The 23,094-nt window shown below is 65.9% G+C and carries 20 protein-coding genes and 1 pseudogene; 11 read left to right on the forward strand and 10 right to left on the reverse strand.

Annotation, left to right across the window (positions count from 1 at the left end):
- Positions 1 to 225: 225 nt before the first annotated feature.
- The 6 genes and pseudogenes from NJ1_RS17925 to NJ1_RS17950 form a co-directional block, all read left to right on the forward strand.
- Positions 226 to 1,581: a DUF445 domain-containing protein gene (locus NJ1_RS17925; protein WP_067695539.1), complete on the forward strand. Its 1,356-nt coding sequence runs from the start codon at positions 226 to 228 to the stop codon at positions 1,579 to 1,581.
- 182 nt (positions 1,582 to 1,763) lie between these two features.
- Positions 1,764 to 2,555, forward strand: a complete 792-nt coding sequence (locus NJ1_RS17930) for a TIGR03084 family metal-binding protein (RefSeq protein WP_067695375.1) — start codon at positions 1,764 to 1,766, stop codon at positions 2,553 to 2,555.
- Positions 2,556 to 2,907: 352 nt separating this feature from the next.
- Positions 2,908 to 3,792 carry a hypothetical protein gene (locus tag NJ1_RS17935; RefSeq protein WP_067695378.1) on the forward strand — a complete coding sequence of 295 codons (885 nt, stop codon included), beginning with the start codon at positions 2,908 to 2,910 and terminating at the stop codon, positions 3,790 to 3,792.
- A gap of 11 nt (positions 3,793 to 3,803) precedes the next feature.
- A complete protein-coding gene (gene lhgD, locus NJ1_RS17940; protein ID WP_067695381.1) occupies positions 3,804 to 4,988 on the forward strand; it encodes an L-2-hydroxyglutarate dehydrogenase in 1,185 nt (394 codons plus the stop codon).
- Positions 4,989 to 5,115: 127 nt separating this feature from the next.
- Complete coding sequence (locus tag NJ1_RS17945) at positions 5,116 to 5,655, forward strand: SRPBCC family protein (RefSeq protein ID WP_067695385.1); 540 nt, start codon at positions 5,116 to 5,118, stop codon at positions 5,653 to 5,655.
- Between the two features lie 10 nt (positions 5,656 to 5,665).
- Positions 5,666 to 6,089, forward strand: a pseudogene (locus NJ1_RS17950) (ribonuclease H family protein); the annotation flags it as partial.
- Positions 6,090 to 6,603: 514 nt separating this feature from the next.
- On the opposite strand, the gene NJ1_RS17955 reads toward NJ1_RS17950, so the two are convergent.
- The 9 genes from NJ1_RS17955 to NJ1_RS17995 form a co-directional block, all read right to left on the reverse strand.
- Positions 6,604 to 7,521 (reverse strand): hypothetical protein, encoded by a 918-nt coding sequence (locus tag NJ1_RS17955; RefSeq protein ID WP_067695387.1) that lies wholly within the window; start codon positions 7,519 to 7,521, stop codon positions 6,604 to 6,606.
- 131 nt (positions 7,522 to 7,652) lie between these two features.
- Entirely contained in the window at positions 7,653 to 8,825 is a 1,173-nt protein-coding gene (locus NJ1_RS17960; RefSeq protein ID WP_067695390.1) for an MlaD family protein, read from the reverse strand.
- The gene (locus tag NJ1_RS17965; protein ID WP_067695393.1) at positions 8,822 to 9,949 is read right to left on the reverse strand and encodes an MCE family protein; all 1,128 of its coding nucleotides are present in this window, start codon (positions 9,947 to 9,949) and stop codon (positions 8,822 to 8,824) included. Before NJ1_RS17965 ends, NJ1_RS17960 begins: the two co-directional genes overlap by 4 nt.
- Positions 9,946 to 11,067, reverse strand: a complete 1,122-nt coding sequence (locus NJ1_RS17970; protein ID WP_084478453.1) for an MCE family protein — start codon at positions 11,065 to 11,067, stop codon at positions 9,946 to 9,948. The genes NJ1_RS17965 and NJ1_RS17970 overlap by 4 nt, the downstream gene beginning before the upstream one ends.
- Positions 11,064 to 12,062 (reverse strand): MCE family protein, encoded by a 999-nt coding sequence (locus tag NJ1_RS17975; protein WP_067695396.1) that lies wholly within the window; start codon positions 12,060 to 12,062, stop codon positions 11,064 to 11,066. The genes NJ1_RS17970 and NJ1_RS17975 overlap by 4 nt, the downstream gene beginning before the upstream one ends.
- The gene (locus NJ1_RS17980) at positions 12,059 to 13,093 is read right to left on the reverse strand and encodes an MCE family protein (protein WP_067695399.1); all 1,035 of its coding nucleotides are present in this window, start codon (positions 13,091 to 13,093) and stop codon (positions 12,059 to 12,061) included. Before NJ1_RS17980 ends, NJ1_RS17975 begins: the two co-directional genes overlap by 4 nt.
- Positions 13,090 to 14,589 carry an MlaD family protein gene (locus tag NJ1_RS17985; RefSeq protein WP_067695402.1) on the reverse strand — a complete coding sequence of 500 codons (1,500 nt, stop codon included), beginning with the start codon at positions 14,587 to 14,589 and terminating at the stop codon, positions 13,090 to 13,092. The genes NJ1_RS17980 and NJ1_RS17985 overlap by 4 nt, the downstream gene beginning before the upstream one ends.
- 12 nt (positions 14,590 to 14,601) lie before the next feature.
- Complete coding sequence (locus NJ1_RS17990) at positions 14,602 to 15,465, reverse strand: MlaE family ABC transporter permease (RefSeq protein WP_067695404.1); 864 nt, start codon at positions 15,463 to 15,465, stop codon at positions 14,602 to 14,604.
- A 3-nt stretch (positions 15,466 to 15,468) separates the two neighbouring features.
- Positions 15,469 to 16,287, reverse strand: coding sequence for an MlaE family ABC transporter permease (locus NJ1_RS17995; protein ID WP_084478454.1), 819 nt, complete (start codon positions 16,285 to 16,287; stop codon positions 15,469 to 15,471).
- Between the two features lie 501 nt (positions 16,288 to 16,788).
- Here NJ1_RS17995 and NJ1_RS18000 point away from each other — a divergent pair.
- Entirely contained in the window at positions 16,789 to 17,451 is a 663-nt protein-coding gene (locus NJ1_RS18000; protein ID WP_067695408.1) for a chymotrypsin family serine protease, read from the forward strand.
- Between the two features lie 113 nt (positions 17,452 to 17,564).
- On the opposite strand, the gene lppU is transcribed toward NJ1_RS18000, so the two are convergent.
- Positions 17,565 to 18,173 (reverse strand): LppU family putative lipoprotein, encoded by a 609-nt coding sequence (lppU, locus tag NJ1_RS18005; protein ID WP_067695410.1) that lies wholly within the window; start codon positions 18,171 to 18,173, stop codon positions 17,565 to 17,567.
- Positions 18,174 to 18,323: 150 nt separating this feature from the next.
- Here lppU and NJ1_RS18010 point away from each other — a divergent pair, with 150 nt between their 5' ends.
- From NJ1_RS18010 to NJ1_RS18025, 4 genes are all read left to right on the forward strand, one after another.
- A complete protein-coding gene (locus tag NJ1_RS18010; RefSeq protein WP_067695413.1) occupies positions 18,324 to 19,709 on the forward strand; it encodes a cytochrome P450 in 1,386 nt (461 codons plus the stop codon).
- Positions 19,710 to 20,005: 296 nt separating this feature from the next.
- Positions 20,006 to 20,911, forward strand: coding sequence for a L,D-transpeptidase (locus tag NJ1_RS18015; RefSeq protein ID WP_067695416.1), 906 nt, complete (start codon positions 20,006 to 20,008; stop codon positions 20,909 to 20,911).
- A gap of 355 nt (positions 20,912 to 21,266) precedes the next feature.
- Positions 21,267 to 22,226, forward strand: a complete 960-nt coding sequence (locus NJ1_RS18020) for a carbohydrate ABC transporter permease (protein WP_422615759.1) — start codon at positions 21,267 to 21,269, stop codon at positions 22,224 to 22,226.
- Positions 22,223 to 23,080: a carbohydrate ABC transporter permease gene (locus tag NJ1_RS18025; protein WP_067695422.1), complete on the forward strand. Its 858-nt coding sequence runs from the start codon at positions 22,223 to 22,225 to the stop codon at positions 23,078 to 23,080. Before NJ1_RS18020 ends, NJ1_RS18025 begins: the two co-directional genes overlap by 4 nt.
- Positions 23,081 to 23,094 lie beyond the last annotated feature (14 nt).

Here is a 23,094-nt window from a genome sequence, read left to right on the forward strand (position 1 = left end):
TCTCCCTGATTCCATTCTGGTCGTCTGACCAGTATTACCGGTTCTGATGAACACCACATGACAGCGCGAATGACGGTTCACACTAACCAGACCACGCGACACGTTCACCGAGGCCACGGAACCTTTTGACAGCACCTCGCCCCGGTGGGAATGTTGGGTGTCCGTTTCGGACAGAACCTCGAGGCCGCACGCCTCTTCATCCGCTCGGCCACAGGGGGACGAAGCATGACGACACTGGCCTCGGGTGTTTTCATCGATTGGGAGCAGCTGACCGGTCAGTCGAAACTAGTCGTCGATCTGATCAGTTTCCCGGTATTCAGCGGTATCGCCGGATGGCTCACCAACTGGACCGGCGTGCTGATGTTGTTCTGGCCGGTCTACTTTCGCGGATTCTGGGTTCCCGGCCTCGATATCCTCTACCCCTACCTGCCGCGCCGGGTGCAGGTGCTGCCGACCTTCTCCGGCGACGGCCGCCGCCTCGGCTTCCAGGGCTTCATTCCCGCACGCGCGGAGAAGATGGCCAGCATCTGCGTGGACGTGGCCATCATGCGAATCGGCAGCCCCAAGGACTTCATCCACGAACTGGATATCGAGGGCATCGCCGACTACATCGCCGAGCTGGGCCGCAAACAGGTGCCCACCATGGTCGACGAGATCATGACGCGGGAGAACCCGGAGCTGTGGGCCGCGGTGCCGCGCGCGGTGCGCAATGTGCTGTATCAGCGGGTCGAACGCCAGCTCCCGACCCTGGCCCGGCGCTCGTTCGAACAGCTCGGCGACAATGTCGACCAGCTCATCGACATCAAGAGCTTCGTCATCCGGTACCTGCGCGACAACCCGGAGATCCTGAAGGATCTGACCACCACCATCGCCGCGCCGGAACTGAAGTTCATGGTCCGGATCGGCCTGCTGGGCGCGCCGTTCGGCCTGATCCTGGCGCTGTACATGCATGTGCACCAGAGCATCCCGGTGATCGGCTGGATCCCGAACTGGCTGGTCATCCTGACCGCGGCGGCGCTGATCGGCGTGACGGTGAACGTGATCGCCATCAAGATGATGTTCGAGCCCGGCGATCCACAGCCCCGCTACAAGTACATCTGGAAGCAGGCGCTGCTGGCCAAGCGGCAGCCCGAGGCCGCGGCCGATCTGGCGCACATCCTGGCCTACCAGGTGCTCACGCTGCCGAACCTGGCCGGAGAACTGCTGGACGGCCCGAACGGCGACAAGACCCGGCAGTTGCTCGAGCGGCTGATCTCGCAGGAGATCCACAAGCAGCTCGGGCCGACGCACTCGATGGTGCGGACCATGTTCGGCAAGCGGCAGTTCGACAATCTGACGATCGGCGCGACCACCGCGGCGGTCGGGCTCGCACCGAGCCTGGTGCAGGACGAGGAATTCGCCCGGACCCAGGCCAAGACGATCGAGGAGTTCGCGGCCCGCAAGCTCAAGCTGCTCACCCCCGGCGAGTTCATGGAGATGTTCTACGCCTCGGTCGAGCAGGACGCGTGGCTGCTGTATCTGCACGGCGCGGTGCTGGGTCTGGCCGTCGGCGGCGTGCATCTGGCGCTTTTCGGCTGGTAGCGGCGGCTTTCCGGGGCCTCGCCACACGGCCCTCCGAAAATACAAGCATGCGTGCTTGCATTTTGTGGGATGGGCTGAGATGCTGACCCGCGACGGCATTCACAACGGCGTGGATGCCGGTTCCGTTCTCTGGCAGAAGTGCCGGTGACTCTCTGGCAGTAGTGCCGCGACAAGGATGTGCGATGGCCGACCTCGAGGCGCTGCTCGCCGATTTCACCGCCGAATGCGCCGATCTCGATCGGCTGATCGCGGATCTGGACCCCGCCGACTGGCAGCGCGACACCCCCGCCGCGGGCTGGACCATCGCGCACCAGATCGCCCACCTGAACTGGACCGATCGGGTCGCGGTCGTCTCGGCGACCGATCCGGTGACGTTCGACGAGCTGGTGCAGGCCGCCCTGCCCAAGGCGCTCACCTTCGTGGACGAGGCCGCCGAGGAGGGTGCGAAGACCCCCGCTCCGGAACTGCTGGCGAATTGGCGTCGCGATCGGCTCGCGCTGGTCGAGGCCCTGCGCACCGTGCCCGCCGGGACCAAGCTGCCGTGGTTCGGTCCGCCGATGAGCACCGCGTCGATGATCACCGCGCGCCTCATGGAGACCTGGGCACACGGGCAGGACGTCGCGGACACCCTCGGGATCGCGCGGGTGCCGACCGACCGGCTTCGCAATATCGCGCATCTGGGCGTGCGAACCCGGAACTTCGCGTACATGACCCGCGGAAAGGCCGCGCCCGCCGCGGAATTCCGAATCGAGCTGACCGCGCCCGACGGCAGCCTGTGGACCTGGGGACCCGAGGACGCCGAGCAGCGAATCAGCGGTCCGGCGGTGGACTTCTGCCAGCTGGTGACCCAGCGCCGGCATCTGGATGATCTCGCGCTGCGAATCAGCGGTGCGGATGCGGCCGAATGGCTGAGTCTGGCACAGGCTTTCGCCGGTCCGCCCGGAACAGGACGAACGGCGGGCCAGTTCGACTGAACCGACTCGCCGCCCGATCATCCCCCGACCTCCGGCCAGAGTTGAGAGCGAGCGAGCGCCATCCGTGGGTGCGCCGTTTCTGGTGCCCGACCGGACGCCGTTGGCCGGAGGTTTTCGATGGCAGTCGAATCAGCGCTCGCCGCTGATAGGTGTTTACCCACCCTTTCGACAGTGGAAACCTGCGGATGTGCGCTACTTCTCAGCTGTGATCTTGCTCTCGAGAGCGGCATGTCCCATCGTGCGCTCTTGCGCGCCCCCGTAACCTGGACACGCGTACGACTTTCAATGGTGCGGGTCGTGGGCGTCGAAAGACGCAGGGGGACCAGGGGAGAGGGAAAGGAACGCACCGATCATGTCGCAGCACATCGCGACGACGGCTGCCCGGTCATCCTGGCGCGCCACTCAGGTGCTCCGCTACAGCGCCGTCGTCACCGCCAGCATGGCCAGCATCGGCCTCACCGTCGCCGCCGGATCGTATATCGCCAATGAAATGGCGCAACAGCCCGGCAAATTGAACACCGCGGCTCCGGCCGTCCATCCACCGATCGATATCGCCGGGGGTTCCGCCGTCGCGCCGCATGCCGGGGACATCACGTCCGGTATCGAAACCAGCGGACGCACACCGCTTTTCGCCGTGTGGCCGGCTCCCGCCGCGAGCCCGGCCGCGAAGCCGGCCGACCGGGTGGGCACGCCACAGCGACCCAGCCCCATCGCCGGTCAGCTGCGACTGGGCTCCACCTACCTGGGCGCGCAAGTGGTTCCGGCACAGCGGAATTCGGTGTCCTTCATGGTGGACACGAATATCTTCGCGACCATCGCGGACTTCATGCTGCACACCCCCGTGGGCGAAAGCCTCGGCATCGCTTCCGATCCGCTCGCCAACACCCAGCTACGCACCGATGTGGATCCGCGCGGCGAGATCACCCTGACCCTGTCGGATCCGGGGATCGGGCGCTACGGCGTGCAGTTCGTCCGGCACTCCGCGCCCGGCGCGGCGGATCCGGACACCACCCCGCGAGCATCGGAGTCCACCGCGGACACCGAAACGGCCACGGGGGATACCGAGGCGGGCCTCGCGGTGGGATCCGAGGCGAATGCCGATGCGGGCCTCGACGTGAATCCGGAGGCGGGGCTCGCCGCGAGCCCCGAGGCGGCCCTCGCCGTGGGGCAACACTCCGGGGACGCGGAGCCGTTCGCCGGAGCGCGTGGCGAGTCCGCGGGCGCCACCGCTGTGTGAAACTTCCTGATGTGTACGACTACTGCGTGATCGGCGGCGGCATCGTCGGGGTCGCGACCGCCTACCGCATTCTCGATCGACACCCGGGCGCGAGCCTGCTGCTGGTCGAGAAGGCGGACGCGCTCGGCGTCCATCAGACCGGGCACAACAGCGGGGTCATCCACTCGGGCATCTACTACGAGCCCGGCAGCCTGAAGGCGCGTCTGTGCGTGCGCGGCGCGCAGTGGACCAGGGAATTCGCCGCCGCACACGACATTCCGTTCCGAATTTGCGGAAAGCTGCTGGTGGCCACGGATTCCGTGGAGCACGCCCGGATGCTGGCGCTGTACGAGCGGTCGGTCGCCAACGGGGTCGAGGTGGAGTTGCTCGACGCCGCCGAACTGGTCCGCCGCGAACCCCGCGTGCGCGGGGTCGGCGCGCTTTTCGTTCCGGGCACCGGGATCATCGACTACACCCGCGTCGTCGACGCGCTGGCGCGGCAGGTGCGAGATGCCGGGGGTGAGATCGTGCTCGGCGCCGAGATCACCGCGATCGACGAAACAGAGTCGGCGGTAACGATTTCCGGCCCGTCGGGCAGCTGGAAGGCGGGCCGCCTGGTGGTGTGCGCCGGATTGCAGGCCGATCGGATGGCGCGACTGGGCGGCCTCGACCTCGGCCTGCGGATCGTGCCGTTCCGCGGCGAGTACTACCAATTGCCACCGGAGCGCGCGGATCTGGTGAGCACCCTCATCTATCCCATCCCCGATCCGGAACTACCCTTCCTCGGCGTGCACCTGAGCCCGACCATCGACGGCGGGCTGACCGTCGGCCCGAACGCGGTGCTCGGACTCGCACGGGAGGGTTACCGCAAGGGCAGCGTGAAGTGGCGGGACGCCCGGGAGATCCTGGGATTCAGCGGCTTTCACCGGGTGGCCGCCGCCAATGTCCGGACCGGGCTGCGGGAGATGCGTAATTCACTGTTCAAGCGGGGTTATCTGGCGGAGTGCCGGCGCTACTGCCCGGAACTCACTCTCGCGGATCTACAACCGCGCGAGGCGGGTATCCGGGCGCAAGCTGTGCTGCCGGACGGAACGCTGCTGCACGATTTCCTGATCGAGCGGACGCCGCGCTCGGTGCACGTGCTCAATGCGCCCTCGCCAGCCGCGACGTCGGCACTGCCGATCGCGGAACACATCGTCGCGCAATTGGACAATTGACCTATTGGCTGATTGCCACAATTTCACTGCGTCCCGTTGAGTACCTCGCCCGAAATCGGGGGTATCCATTCAATAAATAGGATTGCTGTAGTACTTTTGTGAGCAGCCGTGGGACAGGGAGCAGCCTATGGGCCACATCAAATACGCGAGTGACGTCGGTGCGCCGGTGGAGGTCGCGTTCACGTACACGGACAACCATCAGTTCGTGCCGGACTGGGCTTTCGGCGTCGGCGCTTTCGAACCGGTCGGCGACATCGACCACGGGTCCGGAGCCGTCTTCGCCGCGATGCTCAGGGTGGGCCTGTGGCATCCCACGATCGAGTGCGAGATCACCGATTATCGTCGCAACGCGGTCATCGAGTACACACTGCGCAGGCGCAGGGCGGGGAAGCCGGCGCCTGCGCGGAGTGCCGAAGCGATGCCGGGCGGCGGGTCGGTGTGCACCTCCCCGCTGTGCGTCATCACCCTGCGATTCGACCCGCTCGGCTACGGCCGCGCGGTGCTGACCTCGGAAACCGAGTACTGGGCGCCCAGCGGATTCACCGGCAAGCTGCTCTCCCGGATGCTCGCCGCCGTCGTACAATCGGCCGTGCGACGCACCGAATCGCAATTGCGAAGGGAGATAGAGGAATTCCACGGAACGGATCTTGTCGGCCGGATTGCGTAGGGTGAGCAGCATGATCATCGTGAGCACCGACGGATCGTGCCTGCGTAACCCCGGCGGAGCCATCGGCTGGGCTTGGGTCAATCACGGCGGCGGCTCCGGCAGCGGCGGCGGGCCCTCGGGCACGAATCAGATCGCGGAACTACGTGCGGTCCTGGAAGCGATCCTCGCCCACAACGGATCAGAGCCGCTGCTCATCGAGAGCGACTCCCTCTATGCCATCAAATGCGCCTCCGAGTGGATTCACGGCTGGCGCAACAACGGCTGGCGCACCTCGAGCGGCGGTGACGTCAAGAACCTGGAGCTGATCCAGCAGATCGACCGCGCCATCGCCGGACGGCCGGGACCGGTGCGGTTCCGCTGGGTGCGCGGCCACGTCGGCAACTATTTCAACGAGCAGGCCGACAAGCTCGCAGGCCAGGCCGCACGGCAGGTCGGCGGCACGGGCGACGAGCCGGGCACCCCGAAGGGTGCGAAGACGACTGCCGTCGCGGGCGCGAGGACGGGCACCGCCAAGGGCGCGAAGTCGGGTGGCTCCAAGGGTGCGAAGTCGGGCACCGCCTCGAGCCGGAAGCCGAAGACGAGTGCCGCGCGCGCGAGTTCCGACGAGCCGGATCCGGTCTACGACCCCATCACCGAGCCGATCCGGGTGGATCCGATCACCGAACCGCTGCCGGTCACCGCACCGGTCGAGTCGGCCGTGGTCGGCGCGCACACGGTGCGGGTCGCGGAGGCGGCCGAGAAGACGACCGCCGAGAAGACACCGGCGGCCACCACGCATTCGGCCCCGAAGACCCCGCGTCGCCGCGCGGCGGCGAAAACGCCTGCGCCCGACGCACTCACACTCTTCTGAACCCCGCAGGGCGGTAGCCGCCCGATGCGGACACGAACGACGAGAACCGCCCCGGTGAACAGCTCACCGGGGCGGCTCTCTCGATCCGCGTGTCTACGTCAGTTGCCGGGCTTCGGGGTCTCGGCGCCCGGGGCCGGAGCCTGCGTGGTCGGGGCAGCGCTTCCGCCCTGCGCGCCGCCGGCACCGCCCTGCGCACCGCCCGCGGCGCCGGTCATGCTCTTCATCGACGGGGAGTCGAACTTGGAGATCTTCCACGTGCCGTCGACCTTCTCCAGATCGGCGACGCCGGGGACGGTGAACATATCCGGCTGCGGCACCATCGCATTGGACTGCACCTGGGTGATGATCACGATGACCGTGGCCTTGTTCTCGTCGCCCGATTCCCACGCGCAGTGGATCTCATCCAGCGAGGACTTGGCCTTGACGTTGGTCATCGCGTCCTTCAGCGACGGCGAAGCGGTCTCGAAGAACTGACCCCACTGACCGGTGGAGCGATCCTTGACGTTCTGGAAGTAGGAATCGAGGCTGGTCGCGTCGTAATTGGTGACGGCCTTGCCGAAATCGCAGGCGGCGGCGGTCGCGCTGTCGCGCGCGTCGAGCTCCTTCTGCGTGTCCGAGCCCTTCTTCCAGAGCACCACACCGGTCGCGACCGCGGCCACGAGCACCACACCCGCCGCGAACGCGGACAGCACCGGAACCAGGGACGATCCGCCGAACAGGCCGGAAGACTTCGACGGCGCGGCAGCCGGGGTGGCGGCGGTCGCGGCGGCCTTGGCGGGAGCCGGCTTCTCGGCGGGAGCAGGCTTCTCGGCGGCGGGCGGCGGCGCGGCCGGCTCCGGCGCGGCGGACGGCTCCGCGGACTCGGCCTTGGCCATGTCGAGCTTTTCCGTCGCCGCGGTCTCGGATGCGGCGTCGGCGGGCTGGGCGTCGGCCTTGCCGGCGTCGCCGCCCGTCTGCGCGGCAGCCTTCACGGCCTCGTCGTCGTTGGTCTTGTCCTGGGCGGCGTCATCCGACATTGGATCGATCCCCACACTTTCCCGGCGCGCTGCGGGCGCGCCGATTCGGTTCAGTCAGCGAGTATGCCGATTCGGCGGCGCGGCCGCCGAATCGGATTTGTCTCACCGCTAGGCGCGGGGAGTGTCTGTGTTCACTTGATCGGCGGGAGGGTCCGCTCGTTCGGATCGGCCCCGGCCGGCGGAAGTGCGCCGTTGTTCGGGATGTCCGGGCGCGGTGCGTTGCCGGAACCACGGATCTGCTGATCACCCGGCGGATTCGTGCAGTAGCCGGCCCACTTGGGCAGCGAGTTCTCGGTCGCGATCTCGGTCCGGACGTTCTTGGTGCTGTAGTCGCACCACTGTCGCGGCCAGATATCCAGGATCGTGTAGAACTCGTTGTCGTGCGCGGGCACGCCCATGGCGGAGGTGCCGATCACCAGCGACGGAAACAGTGCCCGCAGGGCGGGAACCCGCAGCTGCGCGGCCTTGGTGATGGCCACGAAATTGTTGGCCAGGCTGGACATCGGATCGGCGGTCTTGTCGAGCACCGCTCCGAGGGTCTGCATTTGACCGGGGGCCTGCTCCAGGATCTTCTGCAGCTCGGCATTGGCATCGTTGAACTGACGGAACAGTTCACCCGAGTTACGAGTCAGCGTACCCAGATCCGGCTGCGCGAGCGAAGTCGTGGCATTGATCGTCTGCAGGTTCTTGATCAGGTTGGTGGTCTGCGGCAGCAGTCCGTCCAGGCCCGAGGTGGCCAGGCTGACCCCGTTGATCAGCGAACGCAGCTGGTCCGGGCCACCGGAGAGGGCGGTGTCGAGCTCGCTCAGAATGACGCCGAACTTGTCCGGATCGATCTGCGCGATGAGCTCGCTGGAGTTGTCCAGCACCGACCACACCGGAGTCGGCGTCTTGACCTTCTCCTTGTCGAACTGGACCACCGAGCCGTTGCCCAGGAACGGCGCGGCCTCGGTGTTCGGGCGGAAGTCGATGTACTGCTCGCCCGCGCCGGACAGCGCGCCCACGTTCACCACGGTGTCGGTGGGGATCCGGTACTTCTTGTCGATCTCGACCGTGGCCGCGATGGCCGCGCCGTTGTCCACGAGGGTGATGTCGTCGACCTTGCCGATCCGGTAGCCGCGCAGCGTCACGTCGTTGCCGGCCTGCAGACCGCCGGACCGATCGAGATTGATCGTGACCCGGTAGGTCTCCTTCAGCGGGTTCACCCGCATGATGTTCACCGCGAGATAGGTCGCGCCGAGCAGCAGGATCAGCACCAGCGCGCTGTTGGACACCAGGGTCTTGTGGTTCTTGTACCAGGTCATCTGTGGCCCCCGTTGATCCGGCCGTACACGATCTGAAGAACCTGGATCAGGCTGCCCCCGAAGTCGTTCAGGTCGCGCAGGTCCGGGAACTTGCTGTTGCCCGGGTCGGTCAGCAGGCCGACGTCGAGCATGGTGAGCGTCGCGGAGGTCGCGAGCACATTGCCCTTGAACGAGGCGTCCACCGCCGGGCGCAGATCCTTCAGGGCGTCGAGCATGGGCCCGAAGTTCTGCTCGGTCTGCGACAGCGCGGACATCAGCTGCTTGACGTTGTCGAGCAGGCTGGCCAGCTGATCGGAGGTGGTATCGGCGTAATCGCCCAGTGCCGCACTGGTTGTCGAGATCTTGGTGAGCAGATCGCCGATCGCCTGGTTGTTCTCGGAGATCGCGCCGATCATGCCGGGCAGGCTGTCGGCGACCTGACCCAGTTCGTTGTGATTGGTCTCGATGGTGTTCGCGAGCGCGCTGAAGTTGGCGAGCACGCCGTCGATGCGCTGGCTGTTGTTGTTCAAACTGCCGATGACACCGGTCATTTCGGTGATCAGATGCGCCAGCTGGTCGCCGCGGCCGCCGACGATGGAGTCCATCTCCGCGGTCAGTTTGGACAGCGCCGCGACGCCACCGCCGTTGAACAGCAGCGACACCGACAGCAGCAGCTCCTCCACGGTCGCGCCCGCCGACGTATTCGTCAGCGTGTCACCATTTTTCAGCAGCGTGGCGCCCGGATCGGTCTTGGGCTTGGAGACCGCGACGAAAACGTCGCCGAGCGGCGTGGCCTGGCGGAGTTCGGCCGAACTGCCGTCCGGCAGTTCGATATCGGTCCGGATGGCCAGATCGACCTTGGCCTTGAAATCCTTGGTCTCGATCTTGGTGACGACTCCGACATCGGAGCCACCGATCTTCACCTTGGCCTGGTCGGGCAGGTTCAGCGCGTTGTCGAAGACCGCGTGGATCGTGTACGTATCGCCGCCGACACCCGGCTTGGGCAGCGGCAGGCTCTCGACGGTCAGGCCACAGCCCGAGGCCGCCACGGTGGCGGTGACCGCCAGCGCGAGCACCGCGCGCCGGGACCGCCGCTGCAGCCGCAGGGCGCCGAGGCCGAAGCCGCTGCGAGTCAGGTTCCTCATCGCGTCAGTCCCAACATGGCTGCGGTCAGACCGAAATCGGGTCCGAAGTCTTCCATCTTTCCGGTGCGGCATCCGTCCGACTTCATCTGGATGCGTTCGCAGAACAGGCTCACGAGTTCGCCGGAGAGCGAGGTGCCGATGACACCGTGCAGGCGGATGAACTGGCCCTGCCGGTTCACCGAGCGATCCAGGTTCTGCATGAGCAGGGGGGCGACGTCGACGACCTCGACCATGCCGGCCGCGTTGGCGCGCAGCTGGTTGGTGACGTTGGTGAGACCGGTCAGCGTGCCGTTGAGCTGATCGGAGTACTGCGAGAACGCCCCGGAGGTGTTGGCCAGGAAGCCGTTCAGCTGATCCAGGGTGGCCTGCAGGCCGGGAGCCTGGTCGGCGAGCAGCCCGGTCATCTGGGTGATCCGGTTGCTGAAGTCGCGCACCGACTGGTCGTTGTCGGCCAGCATGGTGGTGAGCTCGTTCAGCTTGATGATGATGCTCGAGACGGCGTCCTTGTTGTCCACGCCGAGCTTGAGCGCGCCGGACAGCGCGTTCAAGGTGTCGCGCATCTTCTCGCCGTTGCCGTTGACCATCGGGTACAGCACGCGACCCGACAGCGGGCCCAGGCCCTCGCTGCCCTCCTGCGGCTTGAGGGCCGCGGAGAAGGCGTCGATGGTCTTGATCATGGTGTCCAGCTCGACCGGGGTCTTGGTCTGCTGGGTGGTCAGATGCGAGTTGTCCTTCAGCTTCTCCCCGCCGGTGAAGCGCGGGGTCAGCTCGATGTGCCGGTCGGTCACGATGGACGGCGAGATGAGCGCCGCCTGAACGTTCTTCGGGATGTCGACGCCCGCGTCCACCGTCATGTGGACCTCGACGTACTGACCCTTCGGCACGATCTTGTCGACCTTGCCGACCTCGAGCCCGAGCACCGTGATCGGGTTGCCCTCGAACATGCCCGCGATATTGAGGAAGTCGGCGGTGAAGTGCTGGGTCTGACCGACCGCGTCCTTCACTCCGAGCGGTACCAGCGAGCAACTGCCGATGCTCAGCGCCGCGGCGGTGATCATCGCCGCCTTGGCGATTCGCTTCATGTTCACGCGCGTGATGTCGAAAACAGGCGATTTCATGAATGGCACCCCTCGTTCACCTGGGCGAAGCACAGCCAGTTGTCCGGGAACAGCCAGGGCAGGCCCACCTCGCCGTAGTTGCCGTTACCGAACGCGTTGTTGAACGTCCGCACCGACACCGGCATGACCGACAGCAGTCGATCGAGGTTGTCCTTGTTCTTCTGCAGGCCCTCGGCCATGGTGTTGAGCTGCGTCAGGGTCGGACCGAACTGGTTGTCGTTGTCGTTGCCGATCGCCTGCAGCTGACCGCTGAGCTTGGCGATGTTGTCCAGCAGCGAGCGCAGCAGCGACTGGCGCTCCATCACCCGGTTGGCGATGGCCTCGCCCTGGGTGATCACCAGCAGCACGCTGTTGCGGTTGTCACCGAGGATCTTGGTGACCCGATCCAGGTCCTTGAGCAGCTGATCGACCGCGTCCTTGCGATCGTTCATGGTCTTGGCCAGCGCACCGATGGAGTCCAGGGCCTGCGAGGTGAGCTGCGGCGTGTCACCGAACTGCTGGTTGATCAGGTTCAGCGAATTCGCCAGCTGCTTGGTGTCGAGTTCCTCGAACTTCGGGGTTCCCTCCTGCACCACGTCGGCCAGGTTGTATGGAACCGAGGTGTTGGACTTGGGGATTCGATCGCCCTTGAGACCCGAGCCGTCGCCGGGAATGAGGTCGACGAACCGCGCGCCCAGCAGGGTGGCCATCTTGATCGAGGCCTTGGCGTCGGGACCGAACTTCAGGTCGTCCTTGACCGCCAGGCTGACCAGTACGTGATCGCCCTCGAGTTCGGTGCCGGCCACACTGCCGACCGACACGCCCGACACGGCGACCTTGTCGCCGACCTTGATGCCCGCGCTCTGCACGAACTCGGCCTTGATCGTCTGCTGGCCGACACCGACCAGCTTGACCAGGCTCGAGGCCAGCAGCAGCACGACGATCAGACCCGCGCCGAACACGCCGAGCCAGAAATTACGGTTGGAGGAGAAGCGGGACTTCAGTTTCGAGATCATGGACGGCACACCGCCGAGTGGGAGTTGCCACCGATCTGGTTGAACAGACCGCGTGGGAAGAGGACACCGTAGAGCGAGACATCCAGGCTGCACAGATACGCGTTGGCGTAGGTGCCGTTCTGGGTGAACTTGCCGATATCGGTGAGGACGGCGGGGAAGTCCACGGCCGCCTGATCCAGCTTCGCGCCATTGGCGAGCAGCAGGGTCAGGGCATCACGGGTGGCGTTCTGCGCCAGCGCGAGCTTGGGCTGGATCAGCCCGAGCATGGACACCAGAGACGCTGTGGCGTCGGCGATCTGGACCGTGGAGGTCTGCAGTGACTGCCCCTGGGCGTACAGGCCGCCGATCAGGGAACGGGTCTGGGTCACCAGCGTCTCGAGTTCGTCGCCACGCTTGGCCAGGCCGGACATGACCCCGGACAGGTTGGTGATGACATCGGAGAGGATCGCGTCGCGGCGCTGGAAATCCGTGGCCAGGGTGGCGGCCTGGGTGATGAACGCGCTCAACGAGACTCCGTCGCCCTGCAGGGCCTGGACGAAGGTGTTGGACAGGTTGTTCACCTGATCGGGCTGCAGCACCTGGAACAGCGGCTGGAAACCGTTGAGCAGCGCCGAGATGTCGAAGGACGGCTCGGTGCGCTCGACCGGGATCGAGGCGTTGTTGCGCAGCGGCGTGTGACTACCGCCGGGCTTCTTGTCCGGAGCCAGCGCGACGTAGCGCTGGCCGATCAGGTTCTGGTAGCGGACCAGGGCTTTGGTGTCACCGAAGAGCGTCTGATCACTCTGCACGATGAAGCTCACGTGCGCCTGGTTCTTACCGTCGAGCTCGATCTTCTCGACCTTGCCGACGCGCACGCCCGCCATGCGGACGTCGTCGCCCTCACGCAGGCCGAGCACATCGGTGAAGGTGGCCGAGTACTTGTTGGTGGAACCGTCCACGGTGCGCGCCAGCGTGTTCCAGATGACCGCGGTCACCAGGATCGACACGATGGCGAAGATCGTGAAGCCGATCAGCGGCTTGCGAATGCTCACTTGGCCGCCCCGCTTTCGGTCACTTGCAATGTTCCACCCTTGAGAATCGAGCCCAGCAGCAGATATTCACCCGCGGTCGGACGGCGGCCCAGCAGAGCGGTGATCGCGTCGGCGCCGGTGTAGGCGACCGGACCGGAAATCGGACCGGCTGCCGGAGCGACCGGAGCGACCGTGCCCGGCTGTGCGGCCGGAGCGGCGGGCGCGGCCGGAGCGGCGCCCGGAGCCAGGTTCGGGATCAGGCCCTGCAGCGGCGTACCGGCGAACGGATCGTTCACACCCTGGGGCTGCGCGCCCGGCTGCGTGATCGTGCCACCGGTGTTGAGACCCGGAATGAGCGGGAACCCGGCCGGCGGATCGGTCTTGGGCAACCCGGCGGCGGAGTCGAGTGCCTTGGGGCGCATCGATTCCGGCAGCGTGCCCGGATCCGACTCCAGCGGCGCGGTGTAGCAACTCGGGGCGGCCAGCTCGCCGTAGCGCGGGCAGTCGTCCCGGGTGTACGGCTTGTACGGCGTCAGCGTGATGCCCAGGTTCCAGGCCATCTGCCGCTGTGTGCCCCAGTTGAAGGTGGTCGCCAGACGGCGGATCGAGGTGTTCAGGTTCGCGATGGTCTGCGGGATGGCGGTCGGGTCGTCCGTCAGGGCGCCGAACATCTCGCTGGTGCCGGAGGTGACTTCCTTGCCCACGTTGGGGTTTCGGGCGAACAGGCCGTTCACCTTGTCGACCGTGCCGGCGGTGCCCGAGATCAGGGACATCAGTTCCGCGCGGCGATCGGAGATGGTCTGTGCCGTCTTCACCGACTCCGACAGCACGCTCATCAGTTCCGGTGCGGACTCGTTCAGCGCGTGGAAGGAATTGGAGAAGTCGGTGAGCATGACGCCGAGGTCCGGAATCGAGTCGTCGACCGACTGCAGCCAGCGGTCCACGCGCTCGACGCTGGAGCCGGGCATCCGGCCGCTGCCGTCCAGGGCGTAGGACAGGGTGCTGAGCACCCGGCCGAACTGCACCGGATCGATCTTGCCGAGGATGTTGCGGACCGTGGTCAGCGTGTCCTGCAGGGCGATGGTGCCCTTGGAGGTGTCCTCGGAGATCTGTGAGCCCTCTTTGATGTGCCCGCCGTCGTTGCCGTTGTAGACGAGTTCGACCGAGGTGACGGCGAACAGGTTGGACGGCACGACACGCGCGGTGACACTCGCGGGGATCCCGCTGGTGTACTCCGGCTTCATCTCGATGTGGACCTTCTGCAGCTCGCCCTTGGCGGCTACCGACACGTCCTTGACCGCACCGACCAGCACGCCGCGGAACTTCACGTCCGCGTTCTCGGGCAGGCCGTCACCGGTGGTGGTGAGATTGGCTGTGACGTTGACCTTTTCGATGAAGTAGCCCTGGTACCGGGCATACAGGAAGCCCAGGACGATGGCGAAGACGGTGAGACCGGAGACGCCCGCGATGAGCAGCTGGCGCATGGTCGGGCCACGCCCGCTCGGATCGATGATCATGCTCTGCGCCCCCTATCCCGAAATCCGGATGCCGGGGTTGACGCCCCAGATCGCCAAGGTCATGAACAGGTCCGCGAAGACGACCGCGATGATGCAGTACTTGATCGCGCGTCCGGCCGCAACACCCACGCCCTCCGGGCCGCCCGAGGCGAAAAACCCGTAGTAGCACTGGATGAACGTGGTGATCGCGACGAAGATGATCGCCTTCAGCAGTGAGTACAGCACATCGTGCGGCACCAGGAACTGATAGAAGTAGTGCTGGAAGGTACCGCTCGCGGTGCCGCCGATCAGCTGCACCGTCAGGGCGCAGGAGATGTAGGCGAACGGCAGCGCGAGGCAGTACAGCGGCACGATGGCGACCATGGCCGCCATCATCCGGGTGCTCACCAGATACGGAAGCGGCCGGATGGCAACCGATTCCAGCGCGTCGATCTCCTCGGAGATGCGCATCGCGCCCAGCTGTGCGGTGAACCGGCAGCCCGCCTGCGCCGCGAAGGCGAGCGTGGCGAGCATCGGGCCGAGCTCACGGGTGGTCGCGAAGGCGGAGATGGCGCCGGTCAGCGGGCTCAGGCCCAGCAGGTTCAGCGACGTGTAGCCCTGGATGGCGACGGTCATACCGCCGAACGCGGACAGGATCAGCACGACGCCGATCGTGCCGCCACCGACGATGAGATTGCCGTTGCCCCAGGTGACGTCGGACAGCAGCCGCCAGACTTCCTTGGGGTACTGCTTGAACGCCATCGGCATCGAGCCGATGGACCTCAGGAAGAAGAAGACCTGATGTCCGATGCGCGCCACGAAGTCACGAGGCGACCGCGCGACACCCTTGATCCTTTGGAGAGGCCGCAGCAGCGGCGGAACATACGTTGCTGACACGACTCAGACCATCTGTGGTGGGAACAGGGAGTTGTAGATCTGCGTGATGATGAGGTTCGTGCCGAAGAGCATGACGGCCGACATCACCACCGCGGTGTTCACCGAGTTCGCTACGCCGCCGGGGCCGCCCTTGGCGGTGAGGCCGGCGTCGCAGGCGATGATCGCGGCGAGCAGACCGAAGATCAGCGACTTGAGCAGCGCCACGAACAGATCCACCGTCACCGCGAACGAGGCGAAGGTGCCGATGTAGGAACCGGGCGTACCACCCTGCGCGAAGATATTGAAGATGTAGCCGGTCAGGAAGCCGACGAAAACCACGAAGCCACACAGCAATACGGACACCAGCATGGCCGCGCCCAGGCGCGGGGCCACCAGGCGGCGCATCGGGTCGACGCCCATGACCTTCATGGCGTCGATCTCCTCACGGATGGTGCGCGAGCCGAGATCGGCGCAGATGGCCGAACCGACCGCGCCCGCGATCATGAGCGAGGTCACCAGCGGCGCGCCCTGCTGAATGATGCCGAGGCCGTTCGCCGCGCCGATGAACGAGGTGGCGCCCACCTGCCCGGCGACGGAGCCGACCTGGATCGAGACGATGACGCCGATCGGAATCGCGACCAGCAGCGTGGGCGCGGCCGCGACGCTGGCCATGAAGGCGCACTGACGGACGAACTCCGCGTAGGGGAAGCGCCGCCGGAAGATAGCGATGAAAAGCTCGGCGACGGCAGACACACCCATGGCCATCATTCGGCCGCCGGTCTCCAACGACCGCTTGGGATGGTCCTGCCAGTACCCCTTGGCCCAGTCGACGGCGGTATTCACCCGTGACTCCGATGGGCTCCCCGTCCCACCAAGGCTTTTGGTCAACTGCACTGACTACCCCTCTCGACGCCGAGTTACCCGCTCTCGGCGACTGTTTGCTTGACGCACCCTACTACGGAGTTAGGAAAAACACATCACCGATTGTGGTTCCGGTCATAGAGCCGGATCACTTTCGCCGTACCGCTGTGAACAGCCACATCAGAGTTGGTTTACAACCTAAAGAACCAGGCAGATATCTAGAACTTGTTCTAGTTTTCCACTTCGCAGAAGTTCGTTAAGCAGTTGTGAAGACAGTGCTAGTAAGAATTAATGGGAGCAATTTTATCGTAATTCAATGCATAACATGCATAACTTCTATAACTGACATCCAACGGGATGGAACGCCCGAAGAGCGGCAAGACACGGCTCGGCAACATGAGGCAGTACAAGCAGCAACCGGGCTCGAATACTGACAGGATGAGGCCCAGCAAGATTCGAGCGGCTTCCGACGTCTGGAGGGACATGATCAGGAAACTCGCCGGGGTGACCGGTGTCTTCGCGGTTGCCCTGAGTACGGCGCTGCTCGGCGCCGGGGCCGCGAACGCCGATTCCGCGGCAGTCATCGGCGGCGGCTCAGGCATCATCATCGACGACATGTTCGAGTGCACCGTGACCACCATCGGTCACGACGGCGCCGGACGGCTCGTCGGACTCACCGCGGGCCACTGCGGTGACCCGGGTGCGCAGGTCTATGCCGAAAAGGATCGTGGCGCAGGACTTATCGGCAAGTTCGTGTACTCCAACCACGACCTCGACTACGCGGTCATCCAATTCGATCCGGCCCGGACGATTCCGGTCAACCGCGTCGGCAACGTCTCCATCACCGGCGTCGGCGGGCCTCCCGGCTTCCCGATGATCGTGTGCAAGGAAGGCCGCACCACGGGTAACACCTGTGGCATCTCATGGGGTGACGTATTCGCCACCAACATGGAGACCTGGAGCCAGATGTGTGTCGTCGAGGGCGATTCCGGTGCGCCGGTCGTCGTCGGCAGCACGCTGGTCGGCATGGTGAACGCCTACCTGGCGGTCGCCTGCTTCGGGCCCGAGGTCGGGACGAACATGTCGACGATCATGGCGGACATCAACGGCCGCGGTGGCGTGGGTTCGGGCTACCTGCCGATCTGATTCGGCAGTACGGCGAGTCCGAGTCGGCAACTGAGCGCGAAAGGGGCGGCGATCCGAGGATCGCCGCCCCTTTCGCGTGCCCGACGCGCGGGCCGGACCGGCCGGAACCCGGCTCAGAGCACCTTGACGCAGACGACGAACTGACGCTCGTCATAGATATAGCCCTTGTCGCCGCTGGAGCAGTCCTCGACATCGGTGGTGCCCTTGATGATCGAGAGCACCTTCACGCCCTCGGTCGCGGTGGTCGAGGTGCAGGGAATGCGCTTGGGGTCGTCACCGCCCAGATCCAGGCAGTCGTTGACCACCCAGTCGATGTCCAGGCAGATGGCGCCGGTCTCGACGCCGGCCAGGGTCTCGTAGTACGCCTGATCGGCGTCGGTGGGGCACTGGGCGTTGGTCTTGGCCTTGCCGATCACCTTGTAGTTGGAGCTCTGACTGCCGCAGGTGGCCTTGGCGATGGTGGCGTCGTCGGAGGTGCCGCCGAGCTTCACGCAGTCGCCGATGCTGGCCTGGAAGTCGGTGTCGCCGCCCTTGTCCGGGCGCGTCGTGGTGGCGCCGGGCTTGCCGGACGGTTTGGCCGAGGTGGTGTTCGACGGCGGCTTCGAGGTGGTGCTCACCTGTGCGCCGGGAGCGGCCTGCGGCTTACCGTCGATGGTGGCGCCACAGCCTGCGAGAAGCAGGGCGGCGGCAGAGATCGCGGGAAGCGCGATCCGGGCGGACATCTGCTGTCGCAACACACGTAATCCTAAATTCGAGTAAGACCAGGCGGTCACATGCATACACCACCCGCCCGACAGGCGTCGACCCACTAAACCGCTGACCAGTTCAGCACGGCCCGAACCGGACGAAGCGGTAAATTCGTATCCGTGAGCATGAGCTCCGCCGCAGCACCATCGGGTCCCGCCGCGCTCGTCACGCTCCGCGCGCCGAGGCTGCCACTGTTGCACGCGCTGGGGGCCGCCGCCGATCTCGGACGCTACTTCGACTGGCGGCAGCGGCGTGCCGGGGATCCCTTCCTGGTGGGCTTCCCCGCCTTCGGCTCGGCGGTGTTCACCGGCACCCCGGAGGGCGCGCGCGAGCTGTTCCGCGCGCCGGTCGAGCTGTTGGTCCCGCCGCTGCCCAATCCGATCGAACCGATGGTGGGTCCGGCCTCGCTGATCCTCTCGCGCGGCACCCGGCATCGACAGGATCGGGCGCTGCTGGCGCCGGCCTTCCATCGCAAGCGAATCAGCGCGTACGGCAGCGTGATTCGCGATGCCGCCCGCGCCGAACTCGAAGGCGGGCGCACCGGGACCGCATGGCTGCCCGGCACCCGGGTGGACGCGCGGGCGGCGGCCCGTGCGATCACGCTGCGCGTCATCCTGGCCGCGGTGTTCGGCATCGACGAGCCCCGCAGGCTGCGCGAATACACGGTCGCCACAACGGAATTCCTGCACTCGTTCGGCGGGCCGCTGTTCCTGGTTCCGGCGTTGCGGCGCACCATGTTCGGGCTGACCGGATGGGAACGATTCACCGCGGCCCGTGATCGGCTCGACGAGCTCATCGATTCCGAGATCGTCCGGCGACGCGGCGACGCGCGGTCCGGTGACGCCTCGGACATCCTGGCCCTGCTGCTCGGTGCCCGATACGAGGACGGCGGCGCTCTCGAGGATGCCGATCTGCGCGAACAACTGCGGACGCTGCTGGTCGCCGGGCACGAGACCACCGCGACCAGCCTGGTGTGGGCGCTGTACCGGCTCCATCGCGAGCCCGCGGTCCTCGCGCGACTGCGCGCGGAACTGGACGAGGCCGGAGCAGACCTGGATCCCGCCGAGCTGGCGGCGCTTCCCTACCTGGACGCGGTCTGCCAGGAGACGCTGCGGCTGCATCCGCCGGTGCCGATCGTACTGCGCAGGCTCACCGGTGATTTCGCCCTGCGCGGAGCGCCACTGGTGGCGGGGGACACCATGGGGGTCTCGATACAGCTGCTGCACTCCCATCCCGGAGTGTGGCCCGCGCCGCACGAATTCCGTCCCGAACGGTTTCTCGAACGGCGCTACAGCCCTTTCGAATTCGCGCCGTACGGTGGCGGGCACCGGCGCTGTGTGGGCGCGGCGCTGGCGGACTACGAGTTGCGGATCGTGCTCGCCGCGCTCGTGAGCTCCGTGCGGCTGCGGCTCTCTCCGCGCTTCGCGCGCGGGCGCGTTCCACTCACCGTGCCGCACAACATCGCCACCGGACCACACGCCGCCATCACCTTCGACGTGTCCGAACCGTGATGCGACCCCAGTGATTTCGATCACAACAAGGTTTGAGGAAGTGCCCACTCCGGCCCGGATCACACCGGTGTCACTCACGGGAAATCGCCGATGCCATCGGCGCATTCGCGCCAATCGAGTCGCCTTGCCTATCAATGTGACCCGCGACACATTAGCAACACTGTATGCATAACTGCGAGAAGGCGATTGGCATGCTCGTGATCGCACGGTAGTAATGACTGCGGGGTTGGGACCTACCACGGGCGAAGTGCGTCCGTATATCTACGTGTGAACGAAGATCTCGAGAGGACCAAGCTGTGCGCATTGCCAGGTACCGGAAGACGGGACTGATTTCCCTTGCCGCCATCGCGGCGACCGGAGTCTTGGTGGTCGCGCCCGCCTCGGCGGCCCCGCTATGGCCGGGCGGCCCGGAGGTTCCCGGCGTGCCGTCGGCCGTCATGCCGCAGCCCGCACCGGGAGCGACGCCCACGGACCCGAACGCCAAGGCGCCGATCCCGCCGGCCAACTTCGCGGCGCCCAACATCACCCCCGGCGACGGGGACGTGGTGGGCGTGGCCCAGCCGATCATCATCAACTTCAAGGATCCGGTGAGCGATCACGACGCCGCCGAGAAGTCGATCCGGATCACCTCCACCAACAAGGTCGACGGCCACTTCTACTGGTTCGGTGACAAGCAGGTGCGCTGGCGGCCCGAGTCCTTCTGGCCGGCCGGCTCCAAGGTCACCGTCGAGGGCGGCGGCACCCACGTCTCCTACGAGATCGGCGACGAGTTCATCGCCACCGCCGACGACACCACGCACGAGATCGTGGTCACCCGCAACGGTGAGGTCGTGCGCACCATGCCCACCTCCATGGGCAAGACCGGGCACGAGACCCCGAACGGCACCTACATCGTCAGCGAGCGCAATCGCAAGATGATCATGGATTCCTCCACCTACGGCGTGCCCACCACCGCCGCGGAGGGCTACAAGCTCGAGGTCGAGTACGCGACCCGCATGTCCAACAGCGGCATCTTCGTCCACGCCGCGCCGTGGTCGGTGGCGCAGCAGGGCGTCTCCAACTCCTCGCACGGCTGCCTGAACGTCAGCACCGAGGACGCGAAGTGGTTCCAGGAGAACGTGAAGAAGGGCGACCCGGTGGTCGTGCAGAACACCAAGGGCGGCACCCTGAGCACCAGCGACGGCTGGGGCGACTGGAACTAGCTGGCTGTACCGCCTCTCCGCGTATTCAGCGCCCGGCTGAGAGCCGTCGGAGTTGTGCACGCGTGGTGCGGTCGGGCGCGACACCGATGTCGAACGTCCCCGGGTGAGTTACCCCGACCTTACGAAATCAGCCGTCCCGTTTCATCATCGACCGAGGACCCCGCCCCTGTCGGGCGGGGTCCTCGTCTGTCTCGGGGGTGTCGTGACATCGAAGTATGGGTGAATCCGGACACCAAAGAGACTGGGCGGCCGTACGATTCGGCGCATGTCCGCGCCACCTGCGGGTTCGTCGGGTGAACAATCGGTGGCATCGTCCACCGGACAGTTCAGCCGGACTGCATCCGCGATTAACAGATTGTTTGCTCGCGACCGTCAGGCTGCGCGGGTGCGATCACGTCCCGAACGAGTACTACCGCAGCCCCCGGGGCGTGGCTGGCGAGGCAGACCCTGGCGGGACTACGCGCTGTTTCTGGTGCTCGTCGCGCCGAACCTGATCCTGTTGTCGGTCTTCGTGTATCGGCCGCTGATCGACAATATTCGGCTGTCGTTCTTCGACTGGAACATCTCGGACACCACCTCGACATTCGTCGGATTCGACAATTACACCGAGTGGTGGAGCCGCGACGATTCGTGGCAAATCGTCGGCAATACAATCGTTTTCACCGTCGCCGCCGTCGTGGGCAGCATGGTGCTTGGCCTGGCGCTCGCGCTGCTGCTGGACCGGAAACTGTTCGGGCGCAATGTGGTCCGCTCCGCGGTCTTCGCGCCGTTCGTCATCTCCGGCGCGGCCATCGGCGTCGCCTTCCAGTTCATCTTCGACCCGGGCTTCGGCCTGGTCCAGGACGTACTGCACAAGCTCGGCGTGGAGAAGGTCCCGGATTTCTATCAGGACCCGCACTGGGCGCTGTTCATGGTGACCGTGACCTACCTGTGGAAGAACATCGGCTACACCTTCGTCATCTATCTGGCCGCGCTGCAGGGCACCCGCGCCGATCTGATGGAGGCCGCCGAAATCGACGGCGCGAGCCGGTGGACCACCTTCACCCGGGTGCTGCTGCCGCAGTTGCGGCCCACCACGTTCTTCCTGTCCATCACCGTGCTGCTCAACTCACTGCAGGTCTTCGACATCATCTACTCGATGACGCGCGGCGGGCCGCTCGGCACCGGCACCACGACCATGGTCGTGCAGGTGTACCGCGAGTCCTTCGTCAACTTCCGGGCCGGGTACGGGGCCACGGTCGCCAGCATCATGTTCGTGGTGCTGCTGGTGATCACGCTGCTGCAGGTCCGCGTCATGGATCGGGCCGAACGATGAAACTGCCCCGGCTCACGCGCCTCGACAATGCCCGGTGGGCAACGATTTTCGGATACGCCGCCATGGTGTGCGTGCTGATCATCGTCGGTGTTCCGCTGTTCTGGCTGCTGATCACCTCGCTCAAGACGCGTGGCGACATCTACGTGCAGCCCGCGGTGTACCTGCCGCACACCTGGCATCCGGAGAACTACCGGGGAGCCACCACCACGCTGCCGTTCTGGACGTTCCTGCGGAACTCGCTGATCGTCACGCTGATCGTGTCGTCGGTGAAGTTCGTGCTCGGCGTGCTGAGCGCATACGGGCTGGTGTTCCTGCGGTTCCCGGGCAAGACGTTCGTCTTCCTGGTGATCATCGCGGCGCTCATGGTGCCCAATCAGATCACCATCATCTCCAACTACGCGTTGATCGCGCAGATGGGCTGGCGAAACACCTTCCAGGGCATCATCGTTCCGCTCTGCGGCGTCGCCTTCGGCACCTTCCTCATGCGCAATCACTTCCTGTCGCTCCCGAGCGAGGTCATCGAGGCGGCGCGGATGGACGGCGCGGGCTGGTGGCGGCTGCTGACCCGGGTGGTGCTGCCCATGTCCGGACCGACCATGGTGGCGTTCGCGGTGGTCACGCTGGTCAACGAGTGGAACGAATACCTGTGGCCGTTCCTGATGGCGGACGGACCCGATGTGGCCACGCTGCCCGTCGGCCTCACGCTGCTGCAGAACACCGAGAACCCCAGCGTCACCAACTGGGGGCCGGTCATGGCCGGAACGCTGCTGACCATGCTGCCGATACTCGTCGTCTTCCTGGCGTTGCAGCGCCAGATGATCAAGGGCCTCACCTCCGGTGCGGTCAAGGGGTAAGTCCCAGAAGGAGA

Origin of the sequence: Nocardia jejuensis NBRC 103114 (assembly GCF_001613145.1) — a bacterium.
In the GTDB taxonomy this organism is placed as follows: Bacteria; Actinomycetota; Actinomycetes; order Mycobacteriales; family Mycobacteriaceae; genus Nocardia; species Nocardia jejuensis.